Source organism: Salinarimonas sp. NSM, assembly GCF_052380005.1.
In the GTDB taxonomy this organism is placed as follows: Bacteria; Pseudomonadota; Alphaproteobacteria; order Rhizobiales; family Beijerinckiaceae; genus Salinarimonas.
The window spans coordinates 1-15,615 of sequence record NZ_JBQTCJ010000064.1 but is presented as its reverse complement, the minus strand read 5'-3'; the positions used below and the strand labels follow the sequence as shown (position 1 = coordinate 15,615).

At 72.5% G+C, this 15,615-nt stretch carries 16 protein-coding genes; 5 read left to right on the top strand and 11 right to left on the bottom strand.

Annotated elements, in window-relative coordinates:
- Nucleotide 1: 1 nt before the first annotated feature.
- On the top strand, nucleotides 2-412 hold the full coding sequence (locus ACTZWW_RS19060; protein WP_444782547.1) for a Na+/H+ antiporter subunit G: 411 nt from the start codon (nucleotides 2-4) through the stop codon (nucleotides 410-412).
- A 20-nt stretch (nucleotides 413-432) separates the two neighbouring features.
- Here ACTZWW_RS19060 and murB read toward each other — a convergent pair whose 3' ends face one another.
- The 8 genes from murB to ACTZWW_RS19020 all read right to left on the bottom strand — a co-directional run bounded on the left by murB (nucleotide 433) and on the right by ACTZWW_RS19020 (nucleotide 8,880).
- The gene (gene murB / locus ACTZWW_RS19055) at nucleotides 433-1,359 is read right to left on the bottom strand and encodes a UDP-N-acetylmuramate dehydrogenase (RefSeq protein WP_444782546.1); all 927 of its coding nucleotides are present in this window, start codon (nucleotides 1,357-1,359) and stop codon (nucleotides 433-435) included.
- Entirely contained in the window at nucleotides 1,356-2,771 is a 1,416-nt protein-coding gene (gene murC, locus ACTZWW_RS19050) for a UDP-N-acetylmuramate--L-alanine ligase (RefSeq protein WP_444782545.1), read from the bottom strand. Before murC ends, murB begins: the two co-directional genes overlap by 4 nt.
- Nucleotides 2,772-2,790: 19 nt before the next feature.
- A complete protein-coding gene (gene murG / locus ACTZWW_RS19045; RefSeq protein ID WP_444782544.1) occupies nucleotides 2,791-3,927 on the bottom strand; it encodes an undecaprenyldiphospho-muramoylpentapeptide beta-N-acetylglucosaminyltransferase in 1,137 nt (378 codons plus the stop codon).
- Nucleotides 3,924-5,078: an FtsW/RodA/SpoVE family cell cycle protein gene (locus ACTZWW_RS19040; RefSeq protein WP_444782543.1), complete on the bottom strand. Its 1,155-nt coding sequence runs from the start codon at nucleotides 5,076-5,078 to the stop codon at nucleotides 3,924-3,926. The genes murG and ACTZWW_RS19040 overlap by 4 nt, the downstream gene beginning before the upstream one ends.
- Nucleotides 5,079-5,182: 104 nt before the next feature.
- Complete coding sequence (locus tag ACTZWW_RS19035) at nucleotides 5,183-5,962, bottom strand: SDR family oxidoreductase (protein ID WP_444782542.1); 780 nt, start codon at nucleotides 5,960-5,962, stop codon at nucleotides 5,183-5,185.
- Nucleotides 5,963-6,211: 249 nt separating this feature from the next.
- Entirely contained in the window at nucleotides 6,212-7,282 is a 1,071-nt protein-coding gene (locus ACTZWW_RS19030) for a metal-dependent hydrolase (RefSeq protein ID WP_444782541.1), read from the bottom strand.
- A gap of 47 nt (nucleotides 7,283-7,329) precedes the next feature.
- On the bottom strand, nucleotides 7,330-8,478 hold the full coding sequence (locus tag ACTZWW_RS19025; protein ID WP_444782540.1) for a PQQ-dependent sugar dehydrogenase: 1,149 nt from the start codon (nucleotides 8,476-8,478) through the stop codon (nucleotides 7,330-7,332).
- 108 nt (nucleotides 8,479-8,586) lie between these two features.
- On the bottom strand, nucleotides 8,587-8,880 hold the full coding sequence (locus ACTZWW_RS19020; RefSeq protein WP_444782539.1) for a hypothetical protein: 294 nt from the start codon (nucleotides 8,878-8,880) through the stop codon (nucleotides 8,587-8,589).
- 687 nt (nucleotides 8,881-9,567) lie between these two features.
- Here ACTZWW_RS19020 and ACTZWW_RS19015 point away from each other — a divergent pair.
- A complete protein-coding gene (locus ACTZWW_RS19015; protein WP_444782538.1) occupies nucleotides 9,568-10,770 on the top strand; it encodes a pyridoxal phosphate-dependent aminotransferase in 1,203 nt (400 codons plus the stop codon).
- Nucleotides 10,767-11,492: a hypothetical protein gene (locus ACTZWW_RS19010; RefSeq protein WP_444782537.1), complete on the top strand. Its 726-nt coding sequence runs from the start codon at nucleotides 10,767-10,769 to the stop codon at nucleotides 11,490-11,492. The genes ACTZWW_RS19015 and ACTZWW_RS19010 overlap by 4 nt, the downstream gene beginning before the upstream one ends.
- Before the next feature lie 96 nt (nucleotides 11,493-11,588).
- On the opposite strand, the gene ACTZWW_RS19005 is transcribed toward ACTZWW_RS19010, so the two are convergent.
- Nucleotides 11,589-12,677, bottom strand: a complete 1,089-nt coding sequence (locus ACTZWW_RS19005; protein WP_444782536.1) for a quinone-dependent dihydroorotate dehydrogenase — start codon at nucleotides 12,675-12,677, stop codon at nucleotides 11,589-11,591.
- Nucleotides 12,674-13,054 carry a DUF952 domain-containing protein gene (locus ACTZWW_RS19000; protein WP_444782535.1) on the bottom strand — a complete coding sequence of 127 codons (381 nt, stop codon included), beginning with the start codon at nucleotides 13,052-13,054 and terminating at the stop codon, nucleotides 12,674-12,676. The genes ACTZWW_RS19005 and ACTZWW_RS19000 overlap by 4 nt, the downstream gene beginning before the upstream one ends.
- Nucleotides 13,055-13,268: 214 nt before the next feature.
- Here ACTZWW_RS19000 and ACTZWW_RS18995 point away from each other — a divergent pair, with 214 nt between their 5' ends.
- Together ACTZWW_RS18995 and ACTZWW_RS18990 are read left to right on the top strand one after the other, a co-directional pair.
- Nucleotides 13,269-13,895, top strand: coding sequence for a LexA family transcriptional regulator (locus ACTZWW_RS18995; protein ID WP_444782534.1), 627 nt, complete (start codon nucleotides 13,269-13,271; stop codon nucleotides 13,893-13,895).
- Nucleotides 13,896-13,991: 96 nt separating this feature from the next.
- Nucleotides 13,992-14,681, top strand: a complete 690-nt coding sequence (locus ACTZWW_RS18990; protein ID WP_444782533.1) for a hypothetical protein — start codon at nucleotides 13,992-13,994, stop codon at nucleotides 14,679-14,681.
- 22 nt (nucleotides 14,682-14,703) lie between these two features.
- Here the strand turns inward: ACTZWW_RS18990 and ACTZWW_RS18985 are convergent.
- Nucleotides 14,704-15,615, bottom strand: a 912-nt coding sequence (locus ACTZWW_RS18985; protein WP_444782532.1) for a PilZ domain-containing protein, incomplete at its 5' end; no start/stop codon positions are given.

The following is a 15,615-nucleotide window of genomic DNA, read 5'->3' as shown; positions in this document are numbered from 1 at the left end:
AATGATGGCTTTCGCGATCGAGCTCCTGACCGCCGCGCTGCTCGTCGTCGGCGCCTTCTTCCTGCTCGTGGGCTCGATCGGGCTCGCGAAGCTGCCGGACATGATGCGCCGCCTGCACGGGCCGACCAAGGCGACGACGCTCGGCATCGGCGCGATCCTCATCGCCTCGATGATCAACGCCTGGGCGGTGCGCGGCTACCTGTCGCTGCACGAGCTCTTGATCACGATCTTCCTGTTCCTGGCCGCCCCGATCACCGCCTACATGATCGCCAAGGCCCATATCCTGCACGACCGCGAGACGCAGGATGCGCTGCCGCCCACGGGCGTCGGGACGCCGTGGATGACGCTCGCGCCGCCGGAGGGTGATGCGAGCGGCGCGTCCCGCGCGCCGGAAGCGTCAGAAGGGATGTGACGCGGGCACCGTCCCGCGGCTCACCCCACCCCTACCCTACGAATCTCCCACCGCAGCTCCACCCCGGACGTCTCCAGCACCCGCCGGCGAACCTCCTCGCCGAGCGCCTCGATGTCTGCCGCGCTCGCGCCGCCGTGGTTGATCAGGAAGTTGCAGTGCAGCTCGGAGACCTGGGCCGCGCCGCGCATGAGGCCGCGGCAGCCGGCGGCGTCGATCAGCTCCCAGGCCTTCGGCGCGCCTTTGGGTCCGCCGGGGTTGGCGAAGGTGGAGCCGCCGGTGCGGGTGCTCACCGGCTGGGTCGCGGAGCGCTCGGCGGTGATCTCGGCCATCGCCGCGAGGATGGTCTGCGGGTCGCCGGGGCGGCCCTCGAAGGTCGCCCGCGTGAAGATCACGCCCTCGGGAACGTCGCAATGGCGGTAGGAGAAGCCCATCTGCGCGTTCGAGAACGACACCGCCCTCCCCCGGCGATCGAGCCCGCGCGCACAGACGAGCACGTCCTTCACCTCGCCGCCGTAGGCGCCCGCGTTCATCGCGAGCGCGCCGCCGATCGCGCCGGGAATGCCGCGCAGGAAGGCGAGGCCGTCGATCCCCGCCTCCGCCGCCGCGCGGGCGACCTTCACGTCGGCGGCGCCGGCACCGGCCTCCACCCGCATCCCGTGGACCATGATCGTCGAGAAGCCCTTGGCGAGCCGCACCAGCACGCCCGGCAGGCCACCGTCGCGCACGAGCAGGTTCGAGCCGAGCCCGACCACGGTGACGGGGATCTCGTCGGGCAGGCCCGCCAGCAGATGCGCGAGATCCGCCTCGTCGGCGGGTGTGAACAGGACCTGCGCCGGGCCGCCGGCGCGAAACCAGGTCAGCGGCGCCGTCGGCGCGTTGGCGACGAGCGGGCCGCGCAGGGACGGGGCGGCGGCGCGGATCTCGCCCGTTATGTCCTGGAAGCTCACGCGACCCTCGTGTCCCGCGCGGCGAGGGCGGCGGGCAGCGCGTTCGCCCATTGCGTGATCGTGCCGGCGCCGAGGCACACGACGAAGTCGTCGGGTCCGGCGATCTCGGCCACGATCCGCGGCAGGTCGTCGGGCCCCTCGAGCGCGATCGCCCGGCGGTGGCCCCGCGCCTTGAGGCCCGAGACGAGCGCGTCCCGGTCCGCGCCCTCGATCGGCGCCTCGCCGGCGGCGTAGACCGGCGCGACGATGACGGCGTCCGCGTCGTTGAAGCACGTGCAGAAGGCGTCGAAGAGCGCGTGCAGGCGGGTGTAGCGGTGGGGCTGCACCACGGCGATCACCTTGCCCGTCGTCGAGGCGCGCGCCGCCTGGAGCACGGCGGCGATCTCCACCGGGTGGTGGCCGTAATCGTCGAAGATCGTCGCGCCGTTCCAGGTGCCCACGCGCGTGAAGCGCCGCTTCACGCCGCCGAAGCGGGCGAGCGAGGCGCGGATCGTGTCGCCGGGCACGCCGAGCTCGTGCGCCACCGCGAGCGCGGCCGTGGCGTTGAGCGCGTTGTGCAGGCCCGGCATCGGCATGACGACGTCGTCGATGACGCAGGCCGAGCCGTTCTTGCGGTCGCGGATGAGCACGTTGAAGCGCCCCTGCCCGCCCGACAGGTCGAGGTCGAGGAGCCGCACGTCCGCTTGCGGGTTCTGCCCGTAGGTGACGATCCGCCGATCCTCGATGCGCCCCACCAGGTCCTGCACGACCGGGTGATCGGTGCACATCACCGCGAAGCCGTAGAAGGGAATGTTCTCGATGAAGGAGCGGAACGCCGTCTTGATCGCATCGAAGCTGCCGAAATGATCGAGGTGTTCCGGGTCGATGTTGGTGACGATGGCGTAGTCCGCCGGCAGCTTGAGGAAGGTGCCGTCCGATTCGTCCGCCTCGACCACCATCCAATCGCCCTTGCCCATGCGCGCGTTGGTGCCGTAGGCGTTGATGATGCCGCCGTTGATCACGGTGGGGTCGAAGCCGCCGCCGTCGAGCAGCGTGGCGACCAGCGAGGTCGTGGTCGTCTTGCCGTGCGTGCCGGCGATGGCGACGCAGGTCTTGAGCCGCATCAGCTCGGCCAGCATCTCGGCGCGGCGCACCACGGGAAGCCGCGCCTCGCGCGCGGCCTTGAGCTCGGGATTGTCGCGGCGGATGGCGGTGGAGACCACCACCACCTCCGCCTCGCCCAGGTGGCCGGCGTCGTGGCCGACATGGACGGTCACACCCTTCTCGCGCAGGCGCTGGACGTTGGCGCTCTCGCCCGCGTCGGAGCCCTGCACGGTGTAGCCGAGGTTCGCCATCACCTCGGCGATGCCGGACATGCCGATGCCGCCGATGCCGATGAAATGGATGGGTCCGAGCTTCGGAGGCAGCTTCATGGGGATGATCTCGTGAGGGTCAGGCGGGCTTGCGGGCGGCGATCCGCGCCGGGTCGATCCCGGCGAGGCCGAGCACGGCGGCCGCCAGGCGCTCGGCGGCGTCGGTGCGCTGGGCGCCCTTGGCCGCGAGCGCGGCCTGCGTCAAGCGTTCGGGATGGTCGAAGCGGGCGACGAGCTCCGCGGCGAGGCGCTCGGGGGTGAAGTCGCTTTGCGGCAGCATGAGGGCGGCGCCGATGTCGGCGAGGGTGCGGGCGTTCGCCGCCTGGTCCTGGTCGAGCGCGCCGGGCAGCGGCACCAGGATCGACGGCCGGCCGATCGCCGCGAGCTCGGCCACGGTCGAGGCGCCGGAGCGGGCGATCACGAGATGCGAATCGGCGATGCGCTGCGGCAGGTCCCCGAAGAACGGACGCACCTCGGCCTGCGCGTCGAGGGCGCGATAGGTCGAGACGACGCGCGGCAGGTCCTCCTCCCGCGCCTGCTGGGTGATCACGAGCCGCGCCAGGTATTCCGGCGGCAGCTTCGCCACGGCCTCGGGCACGACGTCGGACATCACCTTCGCACCCTGGCTGCCGCCGAAGACGAGGACGCGCAGCTTCGCGCCCTTGTGCGCCGGCGGGTAGAGCGTGCGCGCGGCCTCGATCACCGTCTGGCGGACGGGGTTGCCGGTGTGGACGATCTGCGCGCGCATCCCGCGGGGCAGCCCGCGCACGTCGGGAAAGCCGGTGGCGATCATCGAGACGCGCCGCGCCAGGAAGCGATTGGCCCGCCCGATCACGCCGTTCTGCTCGTGGATCGCCCGCGGCACCCCGAGCGTCCAGGCGGCGACGAGGGGGGGGACCGTCGGATAGCCGCCGAAGCCGACGACGACCGCCGGATCGAGACGCTTGATCAGCGCGCGCGAGGCCACGACGCCGCGCCAGAGCTGGCCGACGGCGTCGATCGTCCCGCGCAGCGACCGGCGCGAGGGCGTCGCGGAGGGTACCGACACCACCTGCTCGGCTGGAAACCTCTCCGCCAGCGCGCCCACGCGCTCGTCCGTCACGAGCACGACGCGCAACCCGAGCCGGCGCAGGACGTGGGCGAGCGCCTCGGCCGGGAACAGGTGCCCGCCCGTGCCGCCCGCCGAGATCAGGATCAGCGGCGCACGTCCGGTCATGCGGGACGCTCCACGAGCGCTACGCCGTAGGCCTCCGTGCGCGCGCCGCCGGCGGCGGGGCGGCGGCGCGTCAGCGCGATAAGGAAGCCGGTGGCGAGCGCGAGCGAGAGGAGCGAGGAGCCGCCGTAGGAGATGAACGGCAGGGTCATGCCTTTGGCCGGGACGAGATGCAGGTTCACCATCATGTTGATGGACGCCTGCAGCCCGAACATCAAGACCAGCCCGGCGATCGCCATGCGGCAGAAGGCGTCCTGCGAGCGCTGCGCGAGCAGCAGGCCGCGCAGCACGATGAACGCGTAGAGGCACACGATGGCGAGGCACACCGCGATGCCGAACTCCTCCGCCGTGACCGCGAAGATGAAGTCGGTGTGCGCATCGGGCAGGATGCGCTTGACCGTCCCCTCCCCCGGCCCGCGGCCGAGCCAGCCGCCGGAGGCGAAGGACTGCAGCGCCGTCTCGACCTGGAAGCTCTCCGACGCGTCTCCGGACAGGAACCGCTCGATGCGTGCGCGCACGTGCGGCAGGAGCTCGTAGGCGGCGAAGATGCCCACCGCCCCGGCGCCGCCGAGTCCGATCACCCAGATCCAGTGCAGGCCCGCGATGAAGAACAGGCAGGCCCAGACCACGGTGACGAGCATGGTCTGCCCGAAATCCGGCTGGAGGATCAGCGGAACGATGGTCAGCGGCAGCAGCAGGATCGCGAGCGGCGTGCCGGGCATCTCCGAGCGCGCCTTCTCCGAGAAGGCCCAGGCGGCGAGGATGACGAAGGCGGGCTTGAGGAACTCCGAGGGCTGCAAGCCGAACGGGCCGAGATAGATCCAGCGGTGCGCGCCCTTGATCTCCGGGCCGAACTCGAGCGCCGCCAGCACGAGGGCGAGCGAGCCCACGTAGACCACGAGCGCCACCCGGCGCACGAGCCGCGGCGTCAGGAACGACACTGCCAGCATCAGGAGCACGGCGGGCGCGAGGAAGACCGCCTGGCGGTTCACGAAGTGGAACGTGTCGAGGCCGAGCCGCTGCGCCACCGGCGGCCCGCCTGCCATCAGCAGCACGACGCCCGACGTCATCAGCACGCCGAGCGCCCCGATGAGCGCCTTGTCGATCGTCCACCACCAGTCGCCGACGAGCGACCGTTCCGCGCGCGAGACCATGGTTCTCGAGGCTCCCCGGGTCCGGATGTTCGGCCCACCACCGCCAGAGTGTGGTGAACGCCCGGTTAAGGGAGCCTTATCGAATCACGCGCGGACGCGCGCCGTCAGACCGAGCGGATCGCCCCGCCGTCGACCCGCATCAGCGAGCCCGTCACGTAGGCCGCGGGGACCGAGGCGAGGAAGGCGACGGTGGCGCCGAACTCCGACACGTCGCCATAGCGGCCGGTCGGGATGGTGGCGAGCGCCGCCGCCTCGACCTCCTCGGGCGTCTTGCCGAGGCGCTTGGCGTTGGCCGCGTCGAGCTCGGCCGTCCGATCCGTGCGGATGCGGCCCGGCAGCACGACGTTGACGGTGACACCGTCCTTCGCGACCTCGGAGGCGAGCGTCTTCGACCAGCCGACGATCGCCGAGCGCAGGGTGTTCGACATCGCGAGGTTGGGGATCGGCTGGATCACGCCCGACGAGGCGATCGTCAGGATGCGCCCGAAGCCGCGCTGGCGCATGCCCGGCAGGCACAGCGCGGCGAGCCGCAGCACGGGCTTCACCATGCTCTCGAAATACGGCGTCCAGTCTGCGTCCGCGACGTCGACCGCCATGCGGGCGGGCGGGCCGCCGGTGTTGGCCACGAGGATGTCGATGCCGCCCATGGCGCGCTCGGCCTGCGCGAAGATCTCGTCCGCCTGCGTGGTCAGGTCGGCGGCGAAGGCGTGGGCGGTGCCGCCGGCGGCCTCGATCGCCTGCTTCGTCGCCTCGAGCTTGTCGCCGCTGCGCGCCGTCATGAACACCTCGACGCCTTCGCGCGCCAGCGCCTCGGCGCAGGCGCGGCCGAGGCCGCGGCTCGATGAGAGGACGAGGGCGCGCTTGCCGGTGATGCCGAGATCCATGGGATGTCCTTTCGGATGATGCGTGTCGTGACCCCGCATAGCACCGCCGCACGCCGGGGTGGAAGCACCACGCCCGCGAAGACGGGTTGCGGGTCGCTCCCCCCGGACGTGACGCGGCCACGTCGCACGCTGGTCCGCGACTGCCGATCTTCGATCCGCCGGGAGAGCCGGTGCGGCAAGGCGTTCGATCGCGTCCCGACTCTCGCCCGGCCGATCTCGCCCGCCGATCTTTCCCGCCCGCCCCGCGCCTTAGAACAACCGCGTCTCCCCGCCTAAGCTCGCGCGCAGGAGGTCGCCCAGGTCGTCGAGGTCGGCCCCGCGGGGGACCATGTAGCGCTCGGCCGCGCCGTCGACGATCGCGCCGTCGCGGATCGGCCACTCGACGCCCCACATGCCGCCGAGCGTGCCGTTCGGGAAGCCGTAGCGGGCGTCGCCGATGCGCAGCAGCTCCGCACCGTCGCGCTCCACGATGTGCGGGTGGAGCGTGCCGGTGGCGAAGCGACGGTAGCGGCGGCCCTGCTCGGTGGCGAGCGCCGCCTCGGCGAGGCGCTCGGCGCGCGGGTCCTTCGGCAGCGCCGTCCAGCGGATCGGGCGATCGGGCGCGAACACCGAGACGAAGCCGACGTGGCGCGTATCGTCCTCGAGCGTCGTCACGCGCCGCAGCCAGGGCGTGAGGAAGGTCGTCGTCACCCGCACCTCGGCGGGCGGGCGCTCGCGCAGCCCCGGATCCTGGAGCGCGATCGCCTCCGCGCGCCCGTTCGCCCACAGGCCGAGGCCGGCGTAGAGCGTCGTCGCGACGAGTGCCGCGACGGTGGCGCGCCGCGCGCCGCGGCTGCGCCACCCCAGCAGCCCGGCGACCAGGAGCGCGGTCAGCAGCGGCAGCGTGTAGACGGGGTCGATGATCGGCAGCGCCGGGAGCGCGAAGCGCAGGTCCGTGAACGGCGCGAGCAGCTGCGTGCCGTAGATCGTCGCGGTGTCGAGCAGCGGATGGGTCACCAGCGCGCCGATCCACACCGCGATCCACGGCGCGAGGAGCCCGTCCACCGGCTTCCCGCGCCGCGCGCGCGCCCCCTCGTGCAGCCGTGCGGACGCCCAGCCGAGCGCGGTCCCCACCACCGGGCCGAAGAACAGCGAATGCGTCACGCCCCGGTGCAGCTCCCAATAGGCGATCGAATCGCGTCCCCAGCCCGACCAGATCACGTCGAGATCGGGGATCAGGCCGCCGAGCGCCCCGGCGGCGGCGGCGAACCCGCCCAGGCGACGGCCGGCGACGGCGTGCCCGACGGCAGCGCCGAGCGCGATCTGCGAGACGGGATCCATGCGTGGGGCGCTCCGGGGGAGAGGACGGTCGCGGCGCGCGCGATCTATCAGCCGGCCTCGGCCGGCGCCAGGCGCAGGAGCGCGCCACGATCGTCGTCCACGAGGAGATAGAGCGCCCCGTCGGGGCCGGTGGTCACCGCGCGGATGCGCCGGCCCAGCGGGATGATCTCCTCGGAGACGATCCGCCCGCCCTCGACGTCCAGCCGCGCCAGCGCTTCGCCCGAGAGCGCGCCGACGACGAGGTCGCCGCGCCAGGCGGGGATCAACTCACCGTCGTAGAACGTGATCCCGGAGGGCGAGAACGAGGGCACCCAGCCCCACAGCGGCAGCTCGAGCGACGTGTTCGTCATGTGGTCGGGGATCGGGATGCCGCTGTACTGGCTCCCGTCCGAGACGAGCGGCCAGCCGAAATTGGCGCCCGCCGTGGGCGCGTTGATCTCGTCGCCGCCGCGCGGGCCCATCTCGGCGGTGAGGAGCCGGCCCGTGCCGGGCTCGAGCGCGGCGCCCTGCGGGTTGCGGTGCCCGTAGGACCAGATCTCCGGGCGCGCGTCGGCGCGGTCGAGGAAGGGGTTCCCCGAGAACGGCGTCCCGTCGCGGGCGAGACGAACGACCTTGCCGTGGTGCTGCGTCAGGTCCTGTGCGCTCTCGTCCGCCCCGCGGTCGCCGAGCGTGACGAAGAGGCTCTCGCCGTCGGGGGCGACGACGACGCGCGATCCGAAATGGCGCCCGCCCGAGAGCGCGGGCTCGGCGCGAAACAGGATCTCCACGTTCTCGAGCGCCGTCAGGCTCTCGTCGAGCCGCCCGCGGGCGAGCGAGGTCGCGGCCCCGCCGCCGCGCGCCTCGGCGAAGGTGAGGTAGACATCTCGGCTCGCCGCGAAGTCGTGTGCGAGCGTAACGTCGAGAAGGCCGCCCTGGCCGATGTCGGCGACCGCCGGCACGCCCGCGAGCGGCGGCGAGACGGCGCCGTCGGCGCGTACGTGGCGCAGGCGGCCCGGCCGCTCGGTGACGAGGAAGCCTCCCTCCGGCAGGGCCGCGATCCCCCAGGGGTGGACGAGCCCCTGCGCCAGGGTCTCGAGCCGCATCGGACCCGCGGACGTCTCCAGGCGATCCTGCGCCGAGGCGGCCGCCGGCACGAGGGCGCACAGCGTGAGGGCCGCGGCGGCGGCACGGGTCGATGAGCGGGCGGGGTGCTGCATGGGAGAACCTCGTCGGGCGGCGTGGCGTGGCGTCTGCCGACGGGATCTATGGCGCATCCGGCCCAGCGCAATCGGCCTCGCACGATCACGAGCGCGCGAGCGGCGCCGTCAGTGGATGGATTCGCTCGCGCGCAGGCTCAGCCCGAACAGGCTGCCGAGGTCCTGCGCCAGCGTGCCGACGTGCGCGGCGCCGAGCACGGCCAGGGTCGCCGCGATGATGACGAAGGCCAGCACCATGGTCGAGCGCGTGTCCCCGCGGATCTTCATCGAGGTGATGAGCCGCGCCGCGCGGAACCCCGGCCAGACCGGATCGGCCCGCCGCACCTGCGCCTCGGCGTCCTGCGCCTCCTCGTGGAGCGCGTCGCCCGGCATGCCTCGCTGGTCACGCCCGATCGTCGCCATGACGTCCCTCGCATTCGGCCGCTTCGGTCCGATACCTCGCCGCCCGGATGACCCGGCGCGGCCCCGACGCCACCACTCGTGTTGCAGAATGTTAATACGCCGAGCCCACCCCGCAAGCGGATGCCCACGCGCCGCACGTGACGCTGCGGCACGTGCGGCGCGATCGTCTCGGGTGTACTACGTAGATCGCCATCGTACAGAGGGTACGGCTATTTACACGCCTGTTGAGTATAATCGATTTAGATCGCCCCCGTATTCCCTAGAGATTTGTCGAATATTTTCGAAGTTCGACACGAATATAGATGATCTTGCAAGACGAGCGGATGATATCGAGCCTCAGCGACGGTACGCGGAGCGTCGTCGGCGGGATCTCGAGCACGACTCGACGCGGCGTCGGTGCTCTACGGGGTTTCCCGTAGAAATCGGCGAGCCGAGGTAAACTTGCGGCATTTCGCCACATCACGTCGAAACAGACGGTCCGATGCGCTCTAGACCCTGGACCGGCCCGCGCGGATCGTGCAGCCGATGCGAATCACCCCCCGTCGCATCGCATCCGCGCACAGGCGAGAAGGCCGCCGCCGTGCGCCGGGCGGGGCGCCGATCCCCTTGCCTGCGCGCGGGCGCGGCACTACCGTCCGCGCCGCCGTCCGGCACGCCGTCTCGCATCCATTCCAGGAGTCTCGCCCCATGGGCTTTCTGTCCGACGCCCTCTCGCGCATCAAGCCGTCGGCGACGATCGTCGTCACGCAGAAGGCGCGTGACCTGCGCGCGTCCGGGCGCGACGTGATCAGCCTGTCGGTCGGCGAGCCGGACTTCGACACGCCCGACAACATCAAGGAGGCGGCGATCGCCGCCATCCGCCGCGGCGAGACCAAGTACCCGCCGGTCTCGGGCATTCCCGCCCTGCGGGAGGCGATCGCGAAGAAGTTCGCCCGCGAGAACGGGCTCACCTACGCGCCGAAGCAGACCATCGTCGGCACCGGCGGCAAGCAGGTGATCTACAACGCACTGCTCGCGACGCTGAACCCCGGCGACGAGGTCATCGTGCCGCGGCCCTACTGGGTCTCGTATCCCGAGATGGTGTCCCTGTGCGGCGGCACGCCGGTCTTCGTCGAGACGACGCTCGAGACCGGCTTCAAGCTCCAGCCGGCGGATCTCGAGGCGGCGATCGGCCCGCGCACGAAGTGGCTCCTCCTCAACTCGCCGTCCAACCCCTCCGGGGCGGGCTATTCCCGCACGGAGATGAAGGCGCTCACGGACGTTCTGATGAAGCATCCCCACGTGTGGGTGCTCACCGACGACATGTACGAGCACCTCGTCTACGGCGACTTCACGTTCGTGACGCCGGCGCAGGTGGAGCCCGGCCTCTACGACCGGACGCTCACCATGAACGGCGTCTCGAAGTCCTACGCCATGACCGGCTGGCGCATCGGCTACGCCGCGGGTCCCGAGCACCTGATCAAGGCGATGGACTTCGTCCAGGGCCAGCAGACCTCGGGGGCGGCGACGATCTCGCAATGGGCCGCCGTCGAGGCGCTGAACGGGCCGCAGGACCACCTGGAGACCTTCCGCAAGGCGTTCGAGGCGCGGCGCGACCTCGTCGTCTCCATGCTCAACCAGACGAGCCTGCTCGAATGCCCGGTGCCCGAGGGGGCCTTCTACGTCTTCCCCTCCTGCCGCAAGGCGATCGGGCTCACGGCGCCGTCGGGCAAGGTGATCGAGACCGACGAGGACTTCGTCACCGAGCTGCTCGAGGCGGAGGGCGTCGCGGCCGTGCACGGCTCGGCCTTCGGGCTGGGCCCGAACTTCCGCATCTCCTACGCGACGTCGAACGCGCTGCTGGAGGACGCGTGCGGGCGCATCCAGCGATTCTGCAACAGCCTCTCGTGACGGCGACGACCGTGGCCGAGACGCGCGCGCCGCTCGCCGGCCCCGTCGCCGCCGACGACGGCGCGGCGCGTGCCGTCCTCGCGTATCTGCCCCTCGCCGTCGCGGCGCTCTGCGCGCTCGCGGCGGGCCTCGGAGGCGTGCACGCGCGCGGGCTGATCGGCACGCCGCTCGAGCCCTTCGCCTTCGGCTACTTCGTCGAGCGCTTCCCGCTCGCGCCGTTCCTCCTGGTCTACGCCATCGTGCGCCTGGTGCTGCTGGCGCTGATCCCGCCGGGGCCGAGCCGCTTCCTGCGGCTCGCGCTGCTGCCGATCGCGCTGGCGCTGGTGCTCGCCGCGACGCTCTGGCCCACCTTCGGCGGTCTCGTGATCCGCGCGGCGTACTTCACCGGCGGCCTGGCCTTCCTGCAGGGTACGCCGCTGGCGATCGCCTATCCGGTCGGCGCGCTCGTCTCGGCCGGCGTCTTCGCCGCCACGCTGGGTCTCGCCGCCTGGATCGCCCGCGCCCGGGCGACGCTCGGCGTGCGCGCGGCGCTCGGCGGCCTCGCCCGCCTGCTGGCGCTCTGGTTCGCCGCCCTCGTCGTCGCCGCGCCGACGGCACTCGGGATGCCGCTCGGCGACTGGCCGACATGGCCGCTCACACCGCTCCAGAGCCTCGCCGCCGGCGCCCTCGTCGCGCTGTCCCTCGCCCCGCACGCGGCGCTCGTCGCGCGATCGGGGCGGTGAGCGACGAGCCGCACCCGCTCCCGCCCCATCGGGGCGGGGACGATCCGCGTAGCGGATCAGGGGCGGGGTCCCCCGGCTCGACGAGCGCCGCGCGCGTCACCGCGCGGCGGCCAGCTCCGCCGCGCGCCGACCGACCACCGGCGCGAGGCCGGGCAGGCCCTCGGCGGCGAGGCGGTCGAGGAGGCCGCGCTTGATGTCGGGGACGAGCCCCGGGCCCTCGTAGATCAGCCCCGTGTAGAGCTGCACGAGGGTCGCGCCGGCCTCGATCTTGGTCCAGGCGGCCGCAGGCGAGTCCACGCCGCCGACGCCGATCAGTGGCACCGCGTCGCCGACGCGCAGCCGCACCTGCGCCAGCACCCGCGTCGAGAGCGAAAACAGCGGGCGCCCGGAGAGCCCGCCGGCCTCCCCGGCCAGCCGCCCGTCGCGCAGGCTCGCGGGCCGCGCGATCGTCGTGTTCGAGACGACGAGCCCGTCGATGCCGCGCGCGAGCGCGGTCGCCGTGATGGCGTCGAGCGCGTCCTCGGCGAGGTCGGGCGCGATCTTCAGGAGGAGGCGCGTGCGCGAGCCGCACGCGTCGTCGGCCCGGTCGCGCGCCTCGATCGCGCGGGCGAGCAGCCCGTCGAGGAAGGCCTCGCCCTGGAGGTCGCGCAGGCCCGCCGTGTTGGGCGAGGAGACGTTGATGGTGAGGAAGGACGCGAGCCCGGCGAGCCCCGAGACGAGCGTCGCGTAGTCGGCGACCCGGTCGTCGCTCTCCTTGTTGGCGCCGAGGTTCACGCCGACGATGCCCGGCCGGCCGCGGCGGCGCTCCAGCCGCGCGCGGCAGCGGGCGAGGCCGTCCGAGTTGAGCCCGAAGCGGTTGATCACCGCCCCGTCCGCCGCGAGCCGGAACACCCGCGGGCGCGAGTTGCCGGCCTGCGGGCGCGGGGTGACGCCGCCGAGCTCGACGAAGCCGAAGCCGAGCCCGAGCAGCTGGTCGGGCACCTCGCACTGCTTGTCGTAGCCCGCTGCGAGCCCCACCGGGTTCGGGAACCGCAAGCCGAGCGCCTCGACGCAGAGCCGCGGGTCGTCCGGCGCCGGGCGCAGCGGCGGGACCGCCGCGAGGCTGCGGATCGTCAGCGCGTGCGCGGCCTCGGGATCGAGCCGATGCAGGAGAGGCCGCAGGACGGGGAAGGCGCCCCGGATCATGCGCTCGCGTCCAGCAGGAGGCCCGTGAAGTCGTGCGCACCGTCGGCCGAGGTCGGGATCGCCGCGACCGAGCGGACGGCGTCGAGCGGCAACGGCCCGTAGAGGTGCGGGAAGAGGTCGCCGCCACGCGAGGGCTCGTAGAGGAGCGCGGGGCCGAGCGCGCGCGCATCCACCGCGACGAGCAGGAGGTCCTTCTGGCCGGCGAAGTGCCGCCGCGCCGTCTCCCGCACCTGGGCCGACGTCGAGAAGTGGATGAAGCCGTCGGCGAGATCCACCGGCGCACCGGCGAAGACGCCGGCGGCCCGCGCCTCCTCCCAGAGCGCACGGGGCGCGATCTTGTAGACGAGGTCGGCTCCGGTCGGATCGGCGGGGGCCATGAGACATCTCCGGACGTGTCGCGCGCGGCGAGCGGCGCCGGTCTACGCCGGCCCGGCGCGCACGGCAAGCGGACCCGCGACGGCACCCCCGCCGCCACGGCGGCGGCACGCGCATGGAGGCGCGCATGGAACTGCACTCGATCGGGGAGTTTGTCCCGTACCCCCGGCTGATTTCCTAGGTTGGGCTTGTGGTCACACGTGTGAGGGAGTGCCCATGCTGACGCATGGCCAGATCTGGACGGCGATCGATCGGCTCGCCGAGCGTTACGGCCTGACCGCCTCGGGCCTGGCGCGGCGTGCGGGTCTCGACGCCACGAGCTTCAACCGGTCCAAGCGCGTGAGCCCCGACGGGCGCGAGCGCTGGCCGTCGACCGAATCGATCGCCAAGGTGCTGAACGCCACCGGCGCGAGCCTCGGCGAGCTGGTGAGCCTGATCGATCAAGGGGACGCCGCGCGCGGCGCCACCGTGCCGCTCGTCGGCTGGAAGGACGCGGGCGCGCCGCCGCACTTCTCGCCGGACGGCATGCCGTCCGGCGAGACGTGGAGCGAGATCGAGTTCCCCGAGGTCGGGGGCGAGCGCATCTTCGCGGTGGAGGTCTCCGGCAGTGCGCACGCGCCGGTCTACCGCGACGGCGACGTGCTGATCGTCTCGCCGACGGCCGGCGTGCGCAAGGGCGACCGGGTGCTCGTGCGCGACGCGAGCGGAACCGTCGGCGTCCACGAGCTCGTGCGCCGCACGGTACGGACGCTGGAGCTGAAGGGGCTGTGCGACGACAACGACTCGAGCCTGCCGCTGGCCCACACGGATTATGTCGCTAGAGTGATGTGGTGCAAGCAATAACATGCTTGAAAATTATATATTTGCTACAAAATGAATATCGTTTGACCTCACGTATCGCATGATGCATGCTCGCGCCGTGGTCGTGAGGGAACGCCGATGAGCCAGCACAGCCTGACGGATTACATCGTCGTCTTCGATCCCGCAGCCGGCGAGATCGGGCAAGCGGAATTCGAGGCGCGCCTGTGCGTGCTGCTCGACGTGCCGCTGGACGCGATCGACGAGGCGCTCCTCGCCCTTCCCGCAGCGCGCCTCGTACGCGCGCTGCACGAGCCCGACGATGGTGCACGGCGCCTGCGCGAGCGGCTGCGCATCCTCGAGCGCCGCGCCACGAGCCTCGCCGTCGCGCAGATGCTGGCGCGGCTCGAGGCGGGCTCCGGGCGACCAACGTCGGCGCTGCGTGCGGCGCTCCTCGCCAACGCCTCCCACGAGCCGATCACGGACGAGGAGCGGCTCGTCGCGGAGATCGGCGAGGCGCGCGAGGAGATCCTGGCGCTGTGGCCCGCGGCCTTCGATGCGGTGGCGCGCTGGGGCACGATCGACCAGCGCTCCGCCTGGTCGATCGGCATCGGATCGACGGTCTACGGCATGCTCGCCCAGGCCCTCGGCCGCACGGCCCAGGACCGGATCGCACGCGACGAGTTCGTGGCGATGTGCCCGCGCCTCGTCGCGCTCTGGCCGCTCACGCCCCAGTCGCACGAGGCGCTGCACGCGCTCCTCGGCATCGTGCGCGCCGCCGTCGCGGGCGAGATCCGCCGGCCGGGCATCCAGCTAGAGAAGGTCAACTGAGGCGGACGGCTCGGCGTTCGCCTCAGAGCTTGTAGGCCGTGCGGAAGCCGCCCCAGTGCCGGCCCGCGACGCGGATCGGCGCATCCACCTCGCGCATCATCACGAGCTTGCCGCCGCCCATGTCGCGCGAGTAGGCCTGGATCAGGAAGGGCCGCGTCGAGCGCGCGGCGGCGATGCCGGCGCGGTCGTCGAAGATGCGGCGGTCGCGGCAATTGGCGGCGTTCCAGACCGGGTCGTCCGGGCGCTGCGGCTGCGAGTACATCTGGTTGTGCACCGGAATGTAACCGTTGCGATCGATGGCGAGGCAGAAGGCCATGCGCGGGTCGCTCGTCAGCAGCGGCTCCATGATGCCGGGCAGGATCTGCGACAGTATCGGCCGCGCGGCGGTCTCCCATTGCTGCGGATTGGTGCCCGGGATCGGGCGGTAGTCCACGTCGAACAGCGCCTCGCGGCCGAGCCGGCCGGAGGCGAGCGCCTCCTCCATCGCCGCGACGACGCGGCGGGCGGCGTCCTGCGCGCGCTCGATGAGCGGGCGGTATTCCTGCTCGATGGCGCCGATCGCCGCCGCGATGCGCTCACGCACCGCCCGCTCCGGCGTCTCGAAGGCGCAGTGCACGCCCATGGCGCTCACGCCGGCGACCCGCGCCGGGACGGCGCCGATTCCCTCGATGTCGAGGGACACGCGCGCGTCCTGCGAGAGCCCGTGGCGGGCGGGTGCGGCGACGAGGGCGCCGCCCAGCGACAGGTCGATCGTCTTCGTCACGGCGTCGAGGCCCACGCCCGAGAGCCGGGCGCGGCGCTCGACGGGGAAGCGGTCGTGGGCGCGGCGCTCGCCGATCTCGCTCTGGCGCACCACCGCGACGAAGCGGCGGGCGAGGCCCTTGGCGCCGTCCTCGGCGCGGGCGGATTCCGCACGCGCCGCCTCGGCGCGCAC

Bases quoted from the DNA above. Each gene is read 5' to 3' on its own strand.
- murG (WP_444782544.1), bottom strand. From the start codon at position 3,927: ATGACCGGACGTGCGCCGCTGATCCTGATCTCGGCGGGCGGCACGGGC.
- ACTZWW_RS19000 (WP_444782535.1), bottom strand. From the start codon at position 13,054: ATGGCCCCCGCCGATCCGACCGGAGCCGACCTCGTCTACAAGATCGCG.
- ACTZWW_RS19015 (WP_444782538.1), top strand. From the start codon at position 9,568: ATGGGCTTTCTGTCCGACGCCCTCTCGCGCATCAAGCCGTCGGCGACG.
- ACTZWW_RS19060 (WP_444782547.1), top strand. From the start codon at position 2: ATGATGGCTTTCGCGATCGAGCTCCTGACCGCCGCGCTGCTCGTCGTC.
- ACTZWW_RS19005 (WP_444782536.1), bottom strand. From the start codon at position 12,677: ATGATCCGGGGCGCCTTCCCCGTCCTGCGGCCTCTCCTGCATCGGCTC.
- murC (WP_444782545.1), bottom strand. From the start codon at position 2,771: ATGAAGCTGCCTCCGAAGCTCGGACCCATCCATTTCATCGGCATCGGC.
- ACTZWW_RS19040 (WP_444782543.1), bottom strand. From the start codon at position 5,078: ATGGTCTCGCGCGCGGAACGGTCGCTCGTCGGCGACTGGTGGTGGACG.
- ACTZWW_RS18990 (WP_444782533.1), top strand. From the start codon at position 13,992: ATGAGCCAGCACAGCCTGACGGATTACATCGTCGTCTTCGATCCCGCA.
- ACTZWW_RS19035 (WP_444782542.1), bottom strand. From the start codon at position 5,962: ATGGATCTCGGCATCACCGGCAAGCGCGCCCTCGTCCTCTCATCGAGC.
- ACTZWW_RS18995 (WP_444782534.1), top strand. From the start codon at position 13,269: ATGCTGACGCATGGCCAGATCTGGACGGCGATCGATCGGCTCGCCGAG.
- ACTZWW_RS19025 (WP_444782540.1), bottom strand. From the start codon at position 8,478: ATGCAGCACCCCGCCCGCTCATCGACCCGTGCCGCCGCCGCGGCCCTC.
- ACTZWW_RS19020 (WP_444782539.1), bottom strand. From the start codon at position 8,880: ATGGCGACGATCGGGCGTGACCAGCGAGGCATGCCGGGCGACGCGCTC.
- ACTZWW_RS19030 (WP_444782541.1), bottom strand. From the start codon at position 7,282: ATGGATCCCGTCTCGCAGATCGCGCTCGGCGCTGCCGTCGGGCACGCC.